This is a genomic window from Gilvimarinus gilvus (assembly GCF_030518155.1).
GTDB lineage: Bacteria > Pseudomonadota > Gammaproteobacteria > Pseudomonadales > Cellvibrionaceae > Gilvimarinus > Gilvimarinus gilvus.
In genome coordinates, this window is record NZ_JAULRU010000428.1 from 1 (window position 1) to 19,610 (window position 19,610).

The window sequence follows — 19,610 nt, forward strand, 5'->3', positions numbered from 1 at the left end:
CTGCGGTGTTCAAAATTATAATCTTTACCTTTACCACATAAAAACGCCCGGCGTACGCAGCGGGAAACACAGTGATAGTAAGGGGTATCGGCAACAGATATCAGCTCTTTCCTTGGGCGAGTCATCGTTCTTCCTTAAACGCTGAGGTCGATATTTACAATGGCAGAGGGTTGTGGCACTGTCAAGTTTTTGGGTGTCCCGAAATGGATCGGCAGAGGGTTTCCCGAAATGGATCGGCAGAGGGTTGTGGCACTGTCAAGTTTTTGGGTGTCCCGAAATGGATCGTCCCGAAATGAATCGGTAATTACAATCAATCGACGATGGTTGTGATTGGAGCAATTGGTGGGCGAAATTATAGGCACAATGATCGGCAATACTAATCGTGTAAGATCTATAGAATGTAAAGATTGATCGCGATAGTACTGTCGTTTTTACACCCTCTTTATATGCCCTGGCAGGCTGTTGAAAATGGGGAAGGTCTATTTCTCTTACTAAAATTAAGGAAACGGTGGCGCCTAGCCTGAATGATCGTCATTCTGCGGGCGGGTGCTGGAAATTACTGTCCATAACTTTCGGAAACGGCGTTCCAGTATCTTTTCCACTTTGTGTACCGTGCGATTGATTTTGTGCCAGCGTGAGCGCGCCATCTGTAAAAGGTGACGGGAGCGATGATTTACGCACAGAAGAGCGGCAAGGCTGGCGGTGATGACCACCAGCCCCACGGGAATAGGGGACAGCAGCAGTAATATACCCAAAAGCAGCCCGACTAAGGCAATAAGCGTTACCAGCCAGTCGCGGACTATTTTCATAACGGGTCGCTCATATTCATATTTTGCACCGCTTTTCTGGCATTTTAGGGGGTGCACCGAATTTGGCGCGGCACTCGCGGTGTTAGCCTAACTGGTGTTTGTTGCAATTGGTTAACAGCGCCTTAAAAATCGCTTTGCGGTCAATGGCGCATTTATCTGCCAGAGGTATGTGCATGGTTTGATTGTGCAGCCAGCGAAGCATTGGTAACGCCACTCTTTGAGTTGCCTGATCTTTGCCATGTTTCTCCGGCTACGAAAGAGCGCCTGTTCCAATGGTCTTGTCCCCTGCACTCGACGAACTATTATTTATCATGTTTATTGGCTAGACTGTTTTACGATCACAGGCGGCCCTGTGTGAGGGTCGCGTGCATGTTTTGGAGCACAAGGAGTAAGTACTATGAAAATCCAGATTTTCCTCTCACCGCAAAGGCTTTTTCACCAATTTTTTCGCCAGGCTCAAGTCATTTTAGTTGCACTACTGTTGGGCGCCGCTCCCGGAGTAATGGCTGATGAATCGACCGGTGTGGGTGCTAATGGTGTCGCTTTGCCTTCCAGTCCGGCTTTTATAGGAGAGGGGGGCGAAAAGGTCACTATGGACAATGTAGTTCGCGCCGAAACGGCAAAGTATTTTGCCGAGGAAACCATCAAAACAGGCCCGAATAAGTTTCGTCACGAACGCAATGGTATTCAGCTCGACAACCAAACCATTATTCGCTCAAACTTCGACCTGATTTATTCCTATGCAGTTTTTGACGCCAGTGAGGGGCTGGAAATTACGGTTCCTGAATACGATCTGTACCACTCGGTTCAAGTATTTGATGAAAATCATGTAACACTGGAAGTAGTGTATCCGGGTGAAACCAAAATCGTGTCACATGATCAACTCACCTATGGCGATCATGTATACCTATTTATGCGTACCCAGCCCCCTTCCACGGATAAGGCCGGCATTGAGAAACTGCATCAGCGTCAGGATTCGGTAGAGGTAAAAGCCGGGTCGAGCAACCCCTATACCTCTGAGGTAAAGTATGATGTGAGCTCGTTCAACGCGCTGCGCAACGAACTTATCGCTCGCGCTCCTAAAGAGGTTATTGTTTACAAGGGGTTTATTGAAAGCCTTGACGATATAGTGTCCCCTCATTACCAGATGACCAATCTAGCGGGTTGGGGAGGACTACCTGCACGTCATGCCCACTATTTTGTAGTCGCTCCGGCAGATGATAAGGCCCGGCAAGGCGACGCTTCCAGCTTTACCTTCAGCCCACCGCCGGTGCAGTTTGACCGCTCTGGGTACTGGTCACTTACCGTCTATAACCCTGAGGGCTGGGTAACCACCAAGCCATTTAAAATTAGCTCGCTCGAGGCGAAGCCAAACAAAGACGGCACTTACACAATTAACTTTAATGGCCCCGAAGATTCAATTAACAACCTGGAAGTTCCAGAAAACTGGAACGCTCTTTTCCGCTGCTATCTCCCCGAATCGCGTGAGGCCATTATCGATTTTCAAAAAGATATGGATGCCAACCACAAGGTTCTGTCTAATTGATCGCATGGAATCCCCTGGCTAAATTCTAGGGGATTCTGCCCTTTTAAACATATACACGAAAATAATTAGATACTGGGTACTTTCAAAACCGAGGGCAGCCCCTAAACGGGGCTGCTTCGTGTCGTTGCTTATGCCTTAGAATTTGATAAATTTGGTAAGTGAAATTGTGCCACCTGGTGGTAAAATAAACAGAGGGACCATGTTTAATTTTTTCAAATCAAAACCTATTCTTTCTGAGCAAGACGCTGCGTTTCAGATTGAGACCTATCAATGGTTGCTTAAATACTTCGGCGGAAAGGATTTCTATGAAAGGTCCGAGCTCGTTCTCCCCCCCGGCAGTATTTTCCCTCCAAAGTTGAAAGTCCCGAAGAAGCCGCGATTGCAATGTTTTACGCTGTTAAGAAGTACGCAGGTATGGAGGATTGGCCGTGCAAGCTCTTAGCTCAAGAAGACGATGTTGACCCTTTGGTCGGCGAGATGCTTGTCGTGCAGAATGCGCCTAACTCCGCATTGGGGACATTCGAATATAGGGGTGATAATGAAGCTATTATTACGTATAACCCTAGCAGGCTGTTGAAAAGCCCCAAGCGTACTCAGGCTTTCAGGCTGGCTCGTAATCTAGGCGACCTTTTGAAGGTGTGTGTCCACCCATCGAAAAAGGGCAACGACGAGTGCGGGCCAGCCTGAAAGCCCCGGGGGGCGTGGCCTGAAGCGCACATCTGTTGCGCCTTGCCTCTAGCAAAGGGAACCACCCTGTCCGTCGAGACAAGACACAACATCTGCACGCTTCAGGCTACGCTGAGCATGCATGGGGTTTTTCAACAGCCTGCTAGAACAAGCCCCACGCAGTTAGTTGCAACCTTTGCCCATGAGTTATCTCACTACCTGACCTGTACCGCCAATGAGCCGCCTCCCGGAGGGTGGGATAATTGGGAGTTTGCTACAGACATTGCGGCGACATTTCTTGGCTTTGGCGTATTCATGGCCAATTCTTCGTTTAACTTTAGTTAGTATCACAAATACGGGCTCGCAGGGTTGGCAAACTACGGGTGGCGGTTATCTAACAGAATCAGAGCATGTGTATGCCTTGGCATTATTTTTACTGCTTAAGGATATGTCGGTCGTGCGGGCAATGAACTGCTTGAAACCCAATCTGAAGAAGTTGCTTAAAAAGGCTGTTAAAGAACTTAGTGACACCAATGTCATTGCAGAACTCAAAGCAATAAAATACGAGGGGATAGCTATAGATCATTGTCAGGGGGCGAGCTTGTAGCAAAGCCTGGGCTCGGAATAGATTATTTATCTCAACGAAGCTTTCGGTGAGGTATTCACTACCCACGTACTAGGAGTATTCTTTCCCGTACCCCGTACCCCGTATCCCAATGATTTTTCTCAAAGACCTCTGCACTATATCCCCGGCTGTCCTTGTTTTGCGTCGCCACGTATTTTTTCATCGGCTGTTGTATTCCGATATTGGCTGGGGGATACATCAAACCAGCGTTTGAAGGCGCGGCTAAAACTGGGTTGGTCACCGTAGCCAAGTAGGTAGCTGATTTCGCTGAGTGAGTGCTCGCCTAAGCTCAGGTATTCTTTGGCCAGTTCGCGACGAATTTTATCCAGCAGTTGTTTGAAGTGGGTACCTTCGTCTTGCAGGCGCCTTTGCAGGCTGCGGGTGCTAAGGCCAAGTTCGACTGCGATGGCAGCTTCTGAGACTTCACCCGAGGGCAGTCGCGCGGCGATTGCCTGGCCAAGGCGGGCGCGGATATTACTGTTTTGCACTTTACTGAGGTTTTCCAATGCCAGCTTTTCATTGACCAGTGCCAGCTGAGTATTGGCGCCGGGCAGGTGAATGTGGGCTTGCTGGCAATCAATGGCAATCCAGTTGTTAGCGGCACAAGTATCAGCATTCCCGCTAAAAAAAGCCTGTGCCTCGGCCGATAATGGTTGCCCGTTTAGGTCTATCCCCAGTGCCACTGGACTAAAGCTGTCGCCTAGCAGTGACCGGCACATCGTGACGATGGCTGCCAGTCCTGCCACCTTGGCCGCGTCGGTGCTCTGAGCATGGGGTGCAATTTGCAGTTGGTAATGGGCGCCTTCTTTGCTCAGCTTGGCGTGTAAACCACTGTTAACCAGCTGTGCGTAACGCACCAAACGCTCCAGTGCTTCGTACAGGGTGTCGCTGGCAAGCCAGGCAAACCCTAAGGCGTTAAAGCTGGTGGGCTGCCAGCGAGCGCCGACGTCCAGCCCGAAATCCGGTTTGGAGTAACAGCGTTCAGCTTCTGTCCACAGCTGGCGCATTCCCGTTGCTGGATAGCGCCCGCTGGCATCGGCCAGGCGCGCTGGGTCTAGCCCCGCCTGCAGAAAAGCGGCGCGGGCATCAATGCCGTCATCACTCAGGGTTTGCCAAATAAGCTTGGCCCAGCTCGTCAGTGTGGTGTCCATAAATTCCTTGCATACATCAGTGAACCCCCAGTTTAAGCAAAAAACACCATCTTGGCAGCAATTGCTAAACAGTTGGCGTCTGGGAACAAATCGCCCCGGTGCGTTGGGCATATTCTGAACTTGTACCCAAAAGGAGGAATTCGGGATGACAAGTTCACAGTATTATCAGCACACCATTAATACACCTTTTACTTGTTTTGGACGTGGGTTGCACACCGGTGTACCGGTGGTGATGAAAGTACTGCCCGCTGGTGACAACACGGGGCGCACCTTTGTTCGGCGCGATTGTTTGACGGGACAAAACGATGTGCGAGCCATTTGGTTTAATGTGCGTAACACGCAGCTAAGCACCACGCTTTGCAACCGCTTTGGCGTAACGGTAACGACCGTTGAGCATTTGATGGCTGCGTTCGCGGCACATGGCGTGGACAATGTAAAAATCGTGTTGGATGGCCCTGAAGTGCCCATTTTGGAAGGTAGCTCGCGTACCTTTTCTGATTTAATTTTGGCCTCGGGCCTAAAACAACAGCGCGCCCGTCGCAAGGTGATCGTGGTGAAGCGGGCCGTGCAATTTGATTTGGGTGATCGCTCCGGGATGCTTGTGCCCGGCAAGGGTTTAACCGCCGATTTAGAGATTGATTTTGAGGCCCAGGCGATTGGGCGGCAAGCCATTAAGGGAGTTGAGCTGAATGAGGAAACGTTTGTTCGTAGTATCCGTGACGCGAGAACCTTTGGTGTTGTGGACGATGTTGAGCAATTGATGCAAAACGGCTTTGCGCGAGGCGCCTCGCTCAAGAATGCGTTGGTGGTGCAAGGTGACCGTATTCTTAATCCTGAAGGGTTGCATTACCCTGATGAGTGCGTGCGCCATAAAGTATTGGATTTATACGGCGATTTGGCGATGGCGGGTGCGCCGATTAAAGGCCATTTTCGCGGCTTGAAAAGTGGCCACCACATCAACGCCAATGTTGTTACCCAACTGTTAACGGATTCACAGAGTTTTGAATTTATCGATGCCGAACAGGCCGATCGACAATGGCAGAAATTGCCTACACAGGTAACGGCGTAGCAGTATGCAAGGCGCTCTGCGCTTTATCGTAGAAGGGCGAGTTTATTGATGGCATCGATGTTTGAGTTGCGTCAATAAACCTGTCCTATATATTTCTTTTGTTGGCCTCGGCGTTGCGCCATTGTAGTGGGCTACAGTCACTATATCTGAGTAGGTTTAGTGTTGGGGCCTCAGGTTTTTAAAACTGCGCACCTACCCAGAAAATGTCGATATTTTCAAATTCGTCCGGGCCCATGTTTCGTACAAAAAATAGATACTTTCTATCCGGCGTCACATTTGTGCTCATCTTGCAGGCCCTTTTTGTTTAACCACCGTTGTGCGATATAATCCGCTCTCGCATCAATGGGGGCGGATTGTTGGGGCTGTGCTTTGCCCTCAGCAGTACCAGCCAACTTTGTTCTCTTAGTCTTACCGGTTAAAAGTCGACACTTTATGCTCAACACCTCTTTAACACGCCTGAATAAGTATATTAGCGAGAGCGGTATGTGCTCGCGGCGCGATGCCGACCGCTATATTGAGCAGGGTAATGTGTACCTAAACGGTAAGCGAGCTCAGGTGGGCGATCAGGTGGCGCCGGGGGATGTGGTGCGGGTAAATGGTCAGCTTATCGAGCCGCAAGAGGCGGAGGATCTAATCTTTATCGCACTGAACAAGCCGGTAGGCATTGTCAGTACCACGGAGAGTAGTGAGCGGGACAATATAGTTAATTTTGTGCGTCACAGCACCCGAATTTTTCCCATCGGGCGGTTGGATAAAGACTCTCAGGGTTTGATTTTTTTAACCAACAATGGCGACTTGGTTAATAAGATTCTGCGCGCGGGCAACAACCATGAAAAAGAGTACTTGGTAACAGTTAATAAGCCGATTCGCGACGACTTTATTACTGGTATGAGTCAGGGCGTGCCGATTCTGGGCACTATGACGAAAAAGTGTAAAGTCAGTAAGGAATCGCCCACTGTCTTTAGAATAACCTTGGTACAGGGGCTTAATCGCCAGATTCGCCGGATGTGCGAGCATTTTGGTTACGAAGTTGTGCGCCTTGAACGCGTAAAAATTATGAATGTGGGCCTGAAGGGCTTGCCGGTGGGCGAGTGGCGCGACCTTACCCAAAAAGAATTGAAAGTTCTGCTCGCCTCGATAGAAGACTCCTCGTCTGAGGCACCTGCTGGACGCAAAAACTCACAGAAAAGTGCGCCACATAAAGCGCGTGGGCAGGGCAAGCCGAAGGCCGGTGGCAAAAAAACCATCGCGGGTGGCAATAAAAAATCTGCTGCAGTGGGCGGTAAAAGGTCTGGTCCCAAAGCTGGCGGCGGGGGTAAAAATAAGCCTGCAGGGGGTGGCAAGCCTGCGTCAAAGTCATCACGCCACAATACGGGCGCGCCGTCTAAAGGTGGAGCTAATAAACCGGGAGGCAAGAATAAACCCGGCAGTCGATCGCGACAAAAGCCCGCCCGCTCAGGCCCTAAAAAGCCACGACGCTAGCCAGCCAACGATGAATAAGCGCAGAGACAATACACGACCTGATTTCTACCGACGCCCACTCCTCACCCTACAACCCAAACACCCATTCTGGAAGCCAGCCAAGTGCCCAAGCCTCAAGCTGTTTATCCAGCCCCGTCAGAGTGAGCAAACCCAGCAATATAAGCATGGCGCCTAGCATTATCTTGCCAAAGCCCGCGCCTTTGCTCATGCCACCCGTGAGCTTTTGTAGAGCCTTGCCTGAGACGAGGCCTGCTACCAACAGTACAAGTGCGGTACCGACGCCAAAAGCGAGCATAATGATAAACGCCTTGGTCATTTGCTGGCCCTGAGAGGCTAGGGCAATAGCGGCGCCAAGGGTTGGGCCGACGCAAGGCAGCCAGACAATACCCAGTAAGAAACCGACACCAAATTGCCCACCCCAGGCGTTGTCTGCTATACCGCTAAAACGACTGCTTAACATTGACAGACGCAAGCTTAACCAGTCGCCTAAGGGTTTGACGACCAGAACAAGCCCTACTAGCAGCAGTAAAAGGGCGGCAAAGTAGCGGAACAGTTCCGGGTCGAGCCCAAGATTGACCAGTACAAAGCTCAGTAGGGTGCCGGCAACGGCAAAAGCTAAGCTTAAACCCAGTGCCAGCGCGTAGGGGCCAAAACGACTTTGGCCCGAAGCGGAGCCCATTACTATAGGCACTAATGGCCACACGCAGGGCGATAGTACGCCCAGCATGCCGGCCAAAAAAGCCAGTGGAATGGCGGTTAATTCAAGGCTCATGGTGTCGCCATAGTGGCTTGGTTCAGTGCTTCAAAGATTTTCTCTTCGCGGGTTTCGGCCACGCTAAACCACACCTGCTTGCCGCCGCTAAAGAGTATCAGGGTTGATTGGCGCGGGGCTTTAAAATGCTTTACCCACTCTTTTTGATCGTCAAAATCTACATCTAAAACGACCAGTTCCGACTCAGGATTTTGGGCCTGATAGGCCTCTAATACTTTACGTTGTTTGGCACAGGTGGGGCACCAGGTGGCATACACATCCACCAGCACAGGCGTGCCATTGCTTTGCAGGGTATCAAACCTCTCTTTACTGAAGGGCTCAGTGTCGAGCGCCCATGCGTGTGTGCCAGCGAGTGTGATGACGATGGTGGCGAGCAATCGAGCGAGTAGCTTCATAGTGATCTCCGATATTAGACTGTAAAGGGTAGAGTCATTAAAGACGGTATTGTTACATTGGCGATGTAAATAAGTGTTATTACCATCATTAAGCTTTAGGCCTCAATCCTAATTCAAGTTGCACTTTGGTACGACTGTCTCTATTGTGGCTGACAGTTCCCATAAGGCATTTGAAAGGCAAGAATGAAAGTCCCCAAGCGTTTGCAACCACTGCTCGATGACGGCTTAATCAGTGGCGTCCAATCCCGTTTAATGAGCGGTAAAGAAGCCGATATTTTTATAGTGCGTTGTGGCGATACCATCCGCTGCGCCAAGGTCTACAAGGACGCTGCTAAACGCAGCTTCAAAAAGGCTGCCGAATACCAGGAAGGCCGCTCAGTGCGCGGTGGCCGTCGCGCCCGCGCTATGTCTAAACGCTCCGCCTATGGCCGCCAGCAGCAGGAAGAAATCTGGCAGAACGCCGAGGTAACCGCGCTTTCACGCCTGGCGAAGGCCGGTGTGCGTGTACCAGAGACTTTTGGGTGTGTCGATGGTGTGTTGCTGATGGAGCTGGTCACCGATGACGACGGCGATGTCGCGCCGCGCCTTGACGATGTAGTTCTCACCCAAGAGCAGGCGCTGGAAGACCATGCCCTGATGATGCACTACATTAAGCTCATGTTGTGTGAAGGTCTGGTGCACGGTGATTTGTCGGAATTTAATGTACTGCTCGACCCTTACGGTCCGGTGATTATCGACTTGCCGCAGGCCGTCGATGCCGCCGCCAATAACAACGCCCAGGCGATGTTTGCGCGGGATGTGAATAAGATTACCGAATACTACGCCACTTTTGCCCCCGAGCTTAGCAACACCGATTACGCCCGTGAAATGTGGGCACTGTTTGCCGAAGGCGAGCTGACCCCTGAGTCGGAAATAACCGGAATCTACTACGGCGAAGAAGGCGAGCCCGACGTGGACTCAGTGCTGGAAGAGATCAAAGCCGTCATTGCCGAAAATGAAGAAGAGCAGGCCCGTATCCGACGCGTTACAGGCGAGGATGAGGATTGAGCCAGCAGGTTGTTGAAAAAACCAAGCGTACTCAGCCTGAAAGCCCCAGAGGGCGTGGCTTGAAGCGCACATCTGCTGCGCCTTGCCTCTAGCAAAGGGAACCATCCTGTCCGTCGAGACTAGACACAACATCTGCACGCTTCAGACTACGCTGAGCATGCATGGGGTTTTTCAACCGCCTGCGAGCAAAGGTTGTTTGTTACTTTCCGCTCTCGGTTTAAATCAGTACCCCGTTGTGCGAGCGTATAGCCCTATTAAAAATTCGAGTAACTATTTCCTTTCACTTGCGAATCTCACCCTAAATATTCCCAGACTAGGGTTCTAGTAATACAGCGCCTGAGCCACACTCAGAGAGTTCGTCCTCAGGGTTGCGCAGTACACAAGCTTGCATGGAAAGACAGCCACATCCAATACAATCGGAGAGGTCATCGCGCAACTTCGTTAATTTGGCAATGCGCGCTTCTAGTTGAGTTTTCCAAAAACGCGACAGCTCTTGCCAGTCTTGCTTGCTCGCCTGTTTATTCATGGGCAGGATCGAAATCGCCTCTTTGATCTCGCTTAACGGCATACCAAGTTGTTGAGCCACTTTGATAATGGCGATTCTGCGCAATACCGCCCGAGGGTAAAAACGCTGATTACTGCTACTACGGTAGCTGCTAATCAGCCCTTTTTTTTCGTAAAAATGTAAGGCTGAAACATTAACACCACTGCGCTTGGCGACATCTCCTACCTTTAAGTCATTTTCCATAAGGATTCCTACTGACAGCAAAGCTTTAATGTAACCAAAGAATCGATTGACCTCAACCTAGGTTGAGGTTTTAGTGTTGGTTCCTTTAGCCTAGAGGAGCTTCTGATGAAAAACGTCCTAACCCTTTATTCAAGCGCACGGCCCCGCGGCAACACCTTTGCTATGGTTAAAGTGCTAACTGACTTAATCCCCTTACAAGCTTTATACTTAGACGATCTTGATATACGCGACTACGACTATGACTTTGGCAATCAAGGTGACGACTTTGCCAATGTAATTGATAGCATGTTGAAAGCAGACGTTATTGTTTTTGCTTGCCCGGAATATTGGTACGCACTGACTCCTGCTTTCAAACGTCTTTTTGACCGGTTCACTGACCTGACTGAGCTTGAGTGCTTAAAAGTAAAAGGTAAGGCCTTGCGTAAAAAGCAGTTCTACTTATTTACAACCTCTGCTAGCAAAAAACCGTCTGATGCATTTGTTTCTGTTGTGAGCCATACACTCAATTACCTAGGCTGGGTGTTTGCGGGATTAGTGCATGTTTATTGTGAGAACAAACTAGACGAAGGCGAAGCGAAATTAGTATTATCGGATTTTGTAGAGCAAGTCAGTAGGGGGTGATATAGTAGCTTGATATCCCGCGTCGATTGGTTCCGCTGCGACAATGGCTCACGGAACCTGTTCTGCGATTTGTGAGCGCTTTTTAGCTGGCCTGTAATTTGGCGACCGTAGGCCGTCGCTAAAAGCACAAGGAAGAATGCTTTGAAAACAACAACCGTAATCCTAGTTGCTATCGCCACCTTCGCAGTTTGCGTCTATGTATTTAACGCTTCCTGGCGTGCGACACCAGAGAGCGGCGGCCCCAAACTTTTATCCCATCGCGGCGTACATCAAACCTATCACCGTGAAGGGCTGACCAACGATACTTGTACAGCCGAAAGGATTGATTCGCCCGCACACGACTTTATCGAAAATACCATTCCCTCTATGCGCGCGGCTTTTGCCGCCGGCGCCGATGTGGTTGAGTTGGATGTTCATCCTACCACCGACGGCTACTTGGCCGTGTTGCACGACTGGAGGCTAGACTGTCGTACCGAAGGCAAGGGGCCTGCGCGCAAGCATGACCTTGCGTACTTAAAAACCTTAGACCTCGGATACGGCTACACCGCTGATAAGGGCAAAACTTTCCCTCTGCGCGGCAAAGGCATTGGCATGATGCCCGAACTGGGTGAAGTGTTCGCCGAATTCCCCGATAAGCGCTTTCTTATAAATTTCAAAAGCCGCGAGGCGAGAGAGGGTGATATGTTGGCGGCCCTTCTCAAAACACATCCCCAGTGGCGGAAAACAGTTTGGGGCGTTTACGGCGGGGATGCACCCACCTGGCGAGCTAAAAAATTAATAGGTGATAACCTGTTGGGCTTCTCGCGCGCCAGTGTTAAAAAGTGTCTGGTGCGGTATATAGCACTTGGCTGGACGGGGCATATGCCTGCAAAGTGTCACAACACGGTGGTAATGGTACCCATCGATATTGCTCCTTGGCTCTGGGGGTGGCCGCACCTTCTGACTCAGCGCCTGCATGATGTGGGCAGCGAAATTGCTCTAATTGGCGCGATGGATAACAATGGTGCTCCGTCGATTGATACCCAAGAGCAACTGGTGCTGGTGCCGGATGATTTTTCCGGTTACCTATGGACCGATAAGATCGAGGAGATCGGGCCTGTAATTCGTCGCGGCGAATAAGGGTCGAATAAAGCTCCAGCCAATGGAGCGGGTGTATTGGAACCTCTCCGAGTTGTAAGTGTCTCCAAGCCCCTAAGGTTACAAAGAGGGGCGAAAGTTGAAGCTTAAACTGAGGTAAGGGCTGCTGCTTAAACTGATGTGAGGCTCCTCCCAGTCGCCGTTGTCTACATCTACGCTCAAGCCTTTAAGACCTCCGACACCGCCTTCCAAGGCCAGCCAAAAATTGCCCGTCACTCGTTTTTCTACCGATAAACCCAAATCCCAGTTATCGATGGTGTAGTTAAATTTATCTCCCCGGGTGTCCAGCTGCCAGGAGTTGCCCGCAGGGGAGGCCCCAAAACGAAAGAGCAGGCTTTTGCTGGGGGAATAAATCACCGCGGGCCAGGGCATGATTGCACTCAGAGTCCAGCGGTCGTTAAATTGGTAAGACGCGCCTACATAAGGCAGTACCAAGTTGGATTGCTCGCTAATATCAAAGTACAAGCCAAATGCCCACCAAAGGCGATCAGTTTGAGTGTAGCGGGCGAAACCGCCACCCATTAGCTCCCAGCTCCAGTGGGAGTCTTTGCTGGAAGCCTTGTGCCCCAAGGGTAGGACAAAGCCGCCTGTTTGCCAGTTTGAGTCGCGCTGGTGGAGCCAGCCCAGGGGAATGCCGACCGACATCACGTCCAATGTTTCGCGCTCGTCAGACTCGGGCGTCATACGTGACCAGCTGACCCATTCCCCCACCAGCAAGGCGTCGCGGTCGCTCATTAAAAACGGCAGTATCGCGCCCTGAGTCACGGTATCTTGCGTAAAGCTTAAAGAACGGCCGTCGCCAAGGTCGACATCGCTTTCCTGGTAGTGGTTGTAGCCCGCAAAAGCCAGAGGTAAAAACGGCGCGTTAGAAGTCGAGCGACTAAATTCAATATCACTTTGGGCAAAGGCTTCGGCCCACTCGGTCATCAGGTCGGCGTGGCTTAGGGGTGCTAAAGCGCAACCTGCCGTGAGCCATAAGAGTCGTCGCGATAGTGTCTGCCTTGACATAGAGCTACTTGAGCGCATTTGAGGAGTCGGGCCTATTGTGCCCGACTCCGGGTCGCGCTTCCAGCTAGGTCAGGATTATGCGGTAGGGTGCGGGGCCGCAATCTTGTGGCGCGCGGCAAATTGCAGCATTTTGCAGCTGATTGGAGATAAAGTTGGTGTGGTGAACGCTTACAACACAATGTCAGACCTCAGACCTCAGACCTCAGACCTCAGACCTCAGACCTCAGACCTCAGACCTCAGACCTCAGACCTCAGACCTCAGACCTCAGACCTAAGACCTCAGACCTCAGACCGCAAGTTTCCCGTAACCCGCTCCCCGTACCCCACTCCTATACAAACCCCAAATCCACATCACTAAAATTACCCAAGTTCGGGAATGCTGTGGCGAAGTCGGAGGCGGGCAAGCCAAACCAGCTTGCGAGTGTTGCGCCGTATTGATCAACACTGGTGGTGGGAATAATACGGCCCTCACCAATGTCGTCGTCACTGTTAAGCTCCAGAGAGGGAAGGTTGCCGTAGACTTCACCACCGTTCACGGCGCCGCCGCAAATAATTTGGTGCCCGCCCCAGGCGTGGTCGGTGCCGTCGCCGTTACTAGTGAGAGTGCGACCAAAGTCGGACATGGTAAAGGTGGTAACGTTTTCAGTCAGTGAGAGTTCTGCTAACGCTGATTGAAAGGCATTTAAGCCAGCGGAAAGTTCGCTGAAAAGTGCCGGTTGACGATTGGCTTGATCACCGTGAGTGTCGTAGTCGCCCATACCGACGAAATAGATTTGCCGTTTTACATCAAGGGCACTGCGAGCGGAGATAAGCTTCGCGACCATGGAAAGGTCGGTGCCGAGTTTGCCTGCCGGGAAGCGGGTATTCAGAGGTGTCTGTTGGTCGAGTGCTGATTTCACCTCGCTTGCCAATGCCCAGGCGCGCTCTTGTATACCGGCGTATTCACGTAAAAATACGTGGCTATCGGCCCCTCGCATTAACGTGCGGAACACCTGGGCGCGGGTGGTTTCGTTGGGCTCGGAGCTGTTTTCGTTAAAGTGGTTAAGCAGTTCAACACCAAAACCATTAACCGCGTACGGGAATACTGTTTGCCCACTTTGAAAAATATTGTTGCCGCTCAGGGAAATGTTCATCGACAGCTGCTGATTTACATTCATCGAACGCATTACATCTGCAGCGCGTCCGGCCCATCCTGTGGTGGCGGCATCTTCAGCAAGGGATTGCACGAAGGTTTGTTGATCGTTATGTGAAAAAAGTTGAGGTGGCAGTTGCGAGCGGTTATTGACGTAATCGGATTTGCTGACAGGTTCAATCAACGAGCCACAGTTGGCCAACACCGCTAGCTTTTGGTTGTTGTACAGAGATTGCAACTCGGGCATCGCCGGATGAAAACCGTACGCAGTACTGCCTGTACTCATGGGCAACAGGTCGGCACGAGGAACAGCCAAATTTTGTCGCACGCTGGCATAGGTGTTATAGGCCGAGGTGTCGGTTGGTACCACCATGTTGTGGGAGTCGTTGCCGCCAAACAAGAATATACACACCAGCGCTTTGTAGTCGTCAGCGGCAGCAGTTTGCGCCATGGCCACTTGCATGCGGGCACTTAGGGCAGCAAAGCTGGCACTGCCCAGGCAAGCGGCAACACCCTGACGAAGAAAGCGACGGCGTGATTTGGATATGTGAGTCATCGTCTTTTCCTGTAAAGGTTAGCGCTGCAGTGCAAAATACGCAGAGGCGGCAATCACACCAGCGGCCTCCTGTACTCTGAGCATACGTGAGTAATCGTTGTTTTCGCCAAATGGCAGTGCGTCGATATTTTCAATCAGTAGTTGGCGGGCGTCGTTTGGAATTTGCCCGGCGCACAGCAACAGGTTGAGCCTGTCTATCAGTGCGGCGGCATCACCGGCAATCGATTTTTCGGCGCTGACATCAATAGCCGGTGGGTGTATGTCCCAGTTGTAGCCAGCGCGCTGGGCCTGAACCCAATCGGCGTCTTTATCGCGCCAGTAAATGGCCTCTGTCAGCGAGTTGGTTTTCGCCACCATGGTACTTTCGGTATGAATCTGAAACTCCGGTGATAACAAATTTTGGTTTCTAATGGTGCCTGGGTGGGAGTAACCGGGGCGGTAGAAATTAAACACCGAAAATGAGCCGTAGGGTCGTTGCCCCAGTTTTCGGTCAGAGCCTAAATAACGAATGCGTTTTCCCACCACGGCACTTTCGTCTTCGTTATAAACGGCCGTACCCTCTGCCGGAAAGGTGCGCCATACGTTGGCGATTTGCAGTATGGGCTCGCGCAATTTACCAAAGGAGTCTGGCGCTAGTACGTGACCGCTGCGCGCCTCAATATCGGTAAGAATCGTGCGTACGACCGCTTGTAAGTCACCGCGAACGCCAAAGCCGTTGTTGTTAAACACACTGGCTACGCGCTCTACATAGGCGGGGCTGGGGTTGCTGGTCACCAGCCTTTGGATTAATTGTTTGCTGATAAACGGGCCGACGTTGGGGTGGTTAAATAAGTTGTCCATGGCGCCGGTCATGTCCTGCTCTGCGGTTTGGCCCGCTGGCAGCACAGTGCCATTGAGTAAGGCTTTGGATTCGGTGTCGTGAATGGCCTGATACGCCTTCATTGGCAGAGCTTCGCCGATGGCATCGCTGGTCCACTCCCACCAAATGTTGGTTGTCGCAAAATTCCAGCCGGTAAACACGCGGGCAAAAGCCTTTATGGTTTCCTGATCGTAGCTGGGAATGGGTTGACCTTGTGCGTCGGTTTTAGCCGTACCATCGAGGTTTAGCTCCACCAGGCCGATACTAAACAACTGCATTACTTCCCGGGCGTAGTTTTCATCGGGGCGAATATTATGCTCAGCATTGGCTTTTTCGTTGCGCACCATACTAAGGTATTCGCCCATCATAGGATGCAGGGTGACGGCTTCGAGCAAATCGCGGTAATTGCCAAAGGCATGTTCGGCCAACATGTCCTGGTAACTGGCGATGCCGCGGGTGTCGTTGTACAAAACGTCGGAGACATTGGATATAACAAGTATTTGGCTCAGCGCAAAGGCTACGCGCTGACGCAATTGGTCGGGACTGCGCAGTACTACCTCCCACCAAATATCGCTGCGTTGTAAATCGCGATAGTAACCATCTGCATCGTCTATTTCAGGCGATGGTGTTGCCTCCCATCCGAGGGATTCAAAGCGCTCATCCAACAGCGGTAAGTGTAAGGTAGCGGGGGTATTGAGCTGTTCCTGCAGCCAGTCATCCTGCCCTTGATTGAGCACGGCGAGTACGCTGTCTTCGGTGGGGCCAAAGGTAGTTTGTTGTAAAAAGCGCGCGGCCGTTTTGGCTTCGTCCCAGTGTTCGTCTGCCGATAGGGGTAATTCGGCAACAGGGTCAGGCTCTGGGGGCAACTCAGGCTCTGGTTGCGGCGAAACCGGAGGATTTGCGGGATTGTTGCCGCTACCGCCTCCACCGCAGCCAGCGCTGAGTGTTGCCAAAAATATCAATAGTGCCGCTGCCGTTAGGCGGGTAATGAGCATAGTCATCGCTTAATTATCGTTATGGGCTCAATGCATACTTTGCCATGTTGATCGATAAATGGCCAGCTGGCGATAATAGCCCCACTGTGTGTTGAGCTGGGCTGAGTATGCATGGGGTTTTTCAACAGCTGCTAGGGTAGTTTAGATGTTCCTATCATGGCCGAAAGTACTTCTCGGGTAACGGCATCGACGTCCTTAACTATTAGGTAGCGATGCTGTCCCGCCTCGTTTGGGTGCCATGTGTTACCTCCGTCGTCGGTTACTTTAACTGTTCCGGCTGAAGAAAGCTGCCAATAGGGTTGAAGGCCTTGCACGGCAAAGAGTACAGCGGTTTGATCGTAAGAGGCATTCGCAGAGATGTCGCCGTCAAACTGATCTTGCATCCATTGCGCGTGTTCGCTGAAGTGGCGATAGCCAATGTAAAGTGGATGGGCATGATCGAGCTGATTGAGGGTTTCGCCGGTCATAATAGCCTGGCCTACTTCATAGCCCGAAAATACAACGGGCACATTGAGCACATCGAAAAGCTTGCGAGTTACGCCCGGCATATTGCCGTTAAAATTCTATTCCCAGTCGCCCTTTGGAAACTGTCCGCCCATGATCACGAATGTTTGAACTTTTTTCTGAACCAGTTCAACGCCATTCATATCGGAGTGCTCGTCAGGTGCGGATTCAAGCAATCTGAGGATGTTGAGAAGCGGCCCTACGGTTACAACGGTTATGCTGCTATCCGCTGCTTGGGCCAGCAACTTGCGATAAAGCTCGGTAGTGTCTGGGGTTTGATCAATTTGGCGATTACTGCCTAACGCATCGACTAACGGTTTACTGTATTGCCATTCACCGTGCCATAGGCCTTCTTTACGGCTGCCCAGCGGAATATTGGGGTTACCGTAGTATTGGTTGATGGCGCCTATGGCCGGCAAGGAATAGCGCTCATTATTCCAGTTCATCACGGCTACAAGTTCGCATTTTCCCTGGTTGTGCATATGGTTGAGCATGGCCAACGCACCCAAATCATCGGCGTCACCGCCAAAATCGGTATCAAAAATAATAAGAGGTTTGGCGATACATCCAACGCTCAAGGCACAGAGTGCAAAAGCGAAAAACAGTGACTTCATGTTAAACCCTTATTTTTACTGGCAGGACTTGAGTGTAACTCTATTGCAAAGCAAGTACAGCTGCGGTTAACACTTTTTAGGTTGGGTAAAGCTAATCGGTAATTACCCGTAACCATTGGTGCATAGCCTGGCATTGGCGCCGGACAAGCTCCTCGTTGTTAAAATTGTGTGCCAGTAACGCGGTGCCTTGGGCCATTGCCAATAGTGTTTCTGCGTGTTGCTTAGCAGATTTGGGTTCAATTTTGTTGAACTCGCCATGTAGCCAGTTCAGGCAATAATCCAGTAGAGCCCGAGTATGCTCCTTAGGAAGCGAAGTTTTGCCTATTTCGGTACTCAAACTGCCCATGGGACACCCATGGCGAGCCAGGTTTTTTCTTGTGTCTTCAACCATGCCAATAAACGCGCTCAGGCGCTCGCGCGGCGTGGCAAAGTTGGCAAAACCTGCCAGTGTTTCTTCCAGTTGCGCCAGCCGGTTATCCGCCACGGCCTGCAGCAAGCTTTGCTTAGACTTAAAATAGTAGGCCAAATTGCCCTTAAAAACCCCCGCTTTATTGGCAATGTCACTTATGCTGGTGGCGTGGAAGCCTCTTTGGTAGAACAGGGTTTGTGCGGCATCGAGTATTTGGTTGCGACTATTGTCGGTGCTCATGGCAGGCATCCAGGCTTAAGGTTCACGAATAAAATTCAATACGGTCTCCAGCGGCAAATGATCGCCAATATCTTTGCCGTAGTAAGCGGTGTGTATACGCCCATTTTCATCGATCAAAAAGTCCGCAGGAACCGTATGCAGTGACGCGTCTATTTTACCCGGCCAGAAGCCTTGGCGAAATGCGCGAAGAACCTGTTGTGGTTTCAATAACATTTTCAGTAATGCGCCGACCCGAGGTTCCAGTCCGTAGTTGCGGTATAGCTGCTTTGCTGGATCGGCGACTAAGGCAAAGGGCGCGTCTTGTTTGCCAACGTACCGTAGCATTGACTGCTTTGGGCTTTGAAAGACTCCAATAAGACACAACTTACCCTCGAACTGCGGCCAGCGATCAATTAACTCGTGAATCCTCAAATTACACAGCGGGCAGCTGGCGTAGCGGTAGAAACTCAGCATGACCTTTTGGCCTTTCAGTGCGTCCAGTGACAGTGTGTTGTCAAATATATCTTGCGTTACAAATGTTGGAGCGGTATCGCCAGTCTCAAGGGTGGGCATAGGCTTGTCTCTTATTCAGTTTGGTCAATTGCCCAAATATATCTTGGTCGGTCGTCCAAATCAATATGTCGTTGTTTAAAGATCACGAGTGACGGCCGCAAAGGTGTTGTCAGTAAGCTTGAGCTATTTAGATGCTCTAGTTCACATTTTTTACTGCTAACAATGGCAAGTGTCTTAACTGGCACCCCGGTTGCAACTCGTCGTTACAAGGCAGGTAAAACACGTGTAATCAAAGTATTCATTACAAGGTTTTTAACGCTTGGTGTAACTCTTACAAAAGGAGAAGGTTATGAAACAGGTATTGGCACTTCTGTCATCGTTGGCTTTCGTTATAGTCGTAACCGGCTGCGCATCGGGTGTCGCCAAGCCCGATAGTATGCTTGCGCAAGCACAGTCTCGCATAGAGCAGGCGAGATCGGTTGATGCCGATCGTCACGCGCCCGTTATCTTCCGTGATGCACAGAAAAATTATGAAATGGCTAATGATTTAATTGCGCAAGAAGAGTACGAGAAGGCACGGGATTATTTGGAGAGATCCATCAGCGATGCCAACCTAGCCATTGCAACCAGCAATGCTGAAAAATCTTCAAGGGCTTCTAAGCAAGTTCAGGATAACCTGCGGGCGCTAGAGCGCGAAGTGAAATAATCACATTCTGGCTATTTTCCGCAATAC

General features: G+C 50.9%; 20 protein-coding genes and 1 pseudogene. 8 read left to right on the forward strand and 13 right to left on the reverse strand.

All coding sequences use genetic code 11. From position 1 onward, the window contains the following. A pseudogene (locus QWI17_RS08340) lies at positions 1 to 125 on the reverse strand (transposase); the annotation flags it as partial. A 390-nt stretch (positions 126 to 515) separates the two neighbouring features. Continuing rightward, positions 516 to 809, reverse strand: a complete 294-nt coding sequence (locus tag QWI17_RS08345; RefSeq protein WP_302722063.1) for a hypothetical protein — start codon at positions 807 to 809, stop codon at positions 516 to 518. A gap of 397 nt (positions 810 to 1,206) precedes the next feature. Here QWI17_RS08345 and QWI17_RS08350 point away from each other — a divergent pair, with 397 nt between their 5' ends. Both QWI17_RS08350 and QWI17_RS08355 read left to right on the forward strand, forming a co-directional pair. After that, on the forward strand, positions 1,207 to 2,355 hold the full coding sequence (locus QWI17_RS08350) for a DUF1254 domain-containing protein (protein ID WP_302722064.1): 1,149 nt from the start codon (positions 1,207 to 1,209) through the stop codon (positions 2,353 to 2,355). 964 nt (positions 2,356 to 3,319) lie between these two features. Then, positions 3,320 to 3,628, forward strand: coding sequence for a hypothetical protein (locus QWI17_RS08355; RefSeq protein ID WP_302722065.1), 309 nt, complete (start codon positions 3,320 to 3,322; stop codon positions 3,626 to 3,628). A gap of 134 nt (positions 3,629 to 3,762) precedes the next feature. Here QWI17_RS08355 and QWI17_RS08360 read toward each other — a convergent pair whose 3' ends face one another. Continuing rightward, entirely contained in the window at positions 3,763 to 4,797 is a 1,035-nt protein-coding gene (locus QWI17_RS08360) for an AraC family transcriptional regulator (protein ID WP_302722066.1), read from the reverse strand. 145 nt (positions 4,798 to 4,942) lie between these two features. Here QWI17_RS08360 and lpxC point away from each other — a divergent pair, with 145 nt between their 5' ends. Next, a complete protein-coding gene (lpxC, locus tag QWI17_RS08365; protein ID WP_302722067.1) occupies positions 4,943 to 5,866 on the forward strand; it encodes a UDP-3-O-acyl-N-acetylglucosamine deacetylase in 924 nt (307 codons plus the stop codon). 432 nt (positions 5,867 to 6,298) lie between these two features. After that, positions 6,299 to 7,348 (forward strand): 23S rRNA pseudouridine(2604) synthase RluF, encoded by a 1,050-nt coding sequence (gene rluF / locus QWI17_RS08370; RefSeq protein ID WP_302722068.1) that lies wholly within the window; start codon positions 6,299 to 6,301, stop codon positions 7,346 to 7,348. A 67-nt stretch (positions 7,349 to 7,415) separates the two neighbouring features. Here the strand turns inward: rluF and QWI17_RS08375 are convergent, their stop codons facing one another. Both QWI17_RS08375 and QWI17_RS08380 read right to left on the reverse strand, forming a co-directional pair. Then, positions 7,416 to 8,120, reverse strand: a complete 705-nt coding sequence (locus QWI17_RS08375) for a cytochrome c biogenesis CcdA family protein (protein WP_302722069.1) — start codon at positions 8,118 to 8,120, stop codon at positions 7,416 to 7,418. Then, the gene (locus QWI17_RS08380; RefSeq protein WP_302722070.1) at positions 8,117 to 8,515 is read right to left on the reverse strand and encodes a thioredoxin family protein; all 399 of its coding nucleotides are present in this window, start codon (positions 8,513 to 8,515) and stop codon (positions 8,117 to 8,119) included. Before QWI17_RS08380 ends, QWI17_RS08375 begins: the two co-directional genes overlap by 4 nt. A 183-nt stretch (positions 8,516 to 8,698) precedes the next feature. On the opposite strand from QWI17_RS08380, the gene QWI17_RS08385 reads away from it, so the two are divergent. Continuing rightward, positions 8,699 to 9,562 carry a PA4780 family RIO1-like protein kinase gene (locus QWI17_RS08385; protein WP_302722071.1) on the forward strand — a complete coding sequence of 288 codons (864 nt, stop codon included), beginning with the start codon at positions 8,699 to 8,701 and terminating at the stop codon, positions 9,560 to 9,562. Positions 9,563 to 9,875: 313 nt separating this feature from the next. On the opposite strand, the gene soxR is transcribed toward QWI17_RS08385, so the two are convergent. Beyond that, positions 9,876 to 10,310, reverse strand: a complete 435-nt coding sequence (soxR, locus tag QWI17_RS08390) for a redox-sensitive transcriptional activator SoxR (protein WP_302722072.1) — start codon at positions 10,308 to 10,310, stop codon at positions 9,876 to 9,878. A 105-nt stretch (positions 10,311 to 10,415) separates the two neighbouring features. Between soxR and QWI17_RS08395 the strand changes: the two genes are divergently transcribed. Beyond that, positions 10,416 to 10,931 carry a flavodoxin family protein gene (locus QWI17_RS08395; RefSeq protein WP_302722073.1) on the forward strand — a complete coding sequence of 172 codons (516 nt, stop codon included), beginning with the start codon at positions 10,416 to 10,418 and terminating at the stop codon, positions 10,929 to 10,931. A 141-nt stretch (positions 10,932 to 11,072) separates the two neighbouring features. After that, positions 11,073 to 12,050, forward strand: a complete 978-nt coding sequence (locus QWI17_RS08400) for a glycerophosphodiester phosphodiesterase family protein (protein ID WP_302722074.1) — start codon at positions 11,073 to 11,075, stop codon at positions 12,048 to 12,050. Between the two features lie 78 nt (positions 12,051 to 12,128). On the opposite strand, the gene QWI17_RS08405 is transcribed toward QWI17_RS08400, so the two are convergent. The 7 genes from QWI17_RS08405 to QWI17_RS08435 all read right to left on the reverse strand — a co-directional run bounded on the left by QWI17_RS08405 (position 12,129) and on the right by QWI17_RS08435 (position 18,937). Next, positions 12,129 to 13,076 carry a hypothetical protein gene (locus tag QWI17_RS08405; RefSeq protein ID WP_302722075.1) on the reverse strand — a complete coding sequence of 316 codons (948 nt, stop codon included), beginning with the start codon at positions 13,074 to 13,076 and terminating at the stop codon, positions 12,129 to 12,131. A 329-nt stretch (positions 13,077 to 13,405) separates the two neighbouring features. Next, complete coding sequence (locus tag QWI17_RS08410) at positions 13,406 to 14,764, reverse strand: DUF1501 domain-containing protein (protein WP_302722076.1); 1,359 nt, start codon at positions 14,762 to 14,764, stop codon at positions 13,406 to 13,408. Positions 14,765 to 14,782: 18 nt separating this feature from the next. Further along, entirely contained in the window at positions 14,783 to 16,618 is a 1,836-nt protein-coding gene (locus QWI17_RS08415) for a DUF1800 domain-containing protein (protein WP_302722077.1), read from the reverse strand. A 131-nt stretch (positions 16,619 to 16,749) separates the two neighbouring features. Further along, positions 16,750 to 17,166, reverse strand: coding sequence for a nucleoside hydrolase (locus QWI17_RS08420; protein ID WP_302722078.1), 417 nt, complete (start codon positions 17,164 to 17,166; stop codon positions 16,750 to 16,752). Positions 17,167 to 17,181: 15 nt separating this feature from the next. After that, positions 17,182 to 17,736 (reverse strand): nucleoside hydrolase, encoded by a 555-nt coding sequence (locus tag QWI17_RS08425; RefSeq protein ID WP_302722079.1) that lies wholly within the window; start codon positions 17,734 to 17,736, stop codon positions 17,182 to 17,184. Between the two features lie 91 nt (positions 17,737 to 17,827). Beyond that, complete coding sequence (locus tag QWI17_RS08430) at positions 17,828 to 18,385, reverse strand: TetR/AcrR family transcriptional regulator (protein ID WP_302722080.1); 558 nt, start codon at positions 18,383 to 18,385, stop codon at positions 17,828 to 17,830. Between the two features lie 15 nt (positions 18,386 to 18,400). Beyond that, positions 18,401 to 18,937 (reverse strand): peroxiredoxin family protein, encoded by a 537-nt coding sequence (locus tag QWI17_RS08435; RefSeq protein ID WP_302722081.1) that lies wholly within the window; start codon positions 18,935 to 18,937, stop codon positions 18,401 to 18,403. A gap of 289 nt (positions 18,938 to 19,226) precedes the next feature. On the opposite strand from QWI17_RS08435, the gene QWI17_RS08440 reads away from it, so the two are divergent. Next, positions 19,227 to 19,583: a DUF4398 domain-containing protein gene (locus tag QWI17_RS08440; RefSeq protein WP_302722082.1), complete on the forward strand. Its 357-nt coding sequence runs from the start codon at positions 19,227 to 19,229 to the stop codon at positions 19,581 to 19,583. Positions 19,584 to 19,610: the final 27 nt, after the last annotated feature.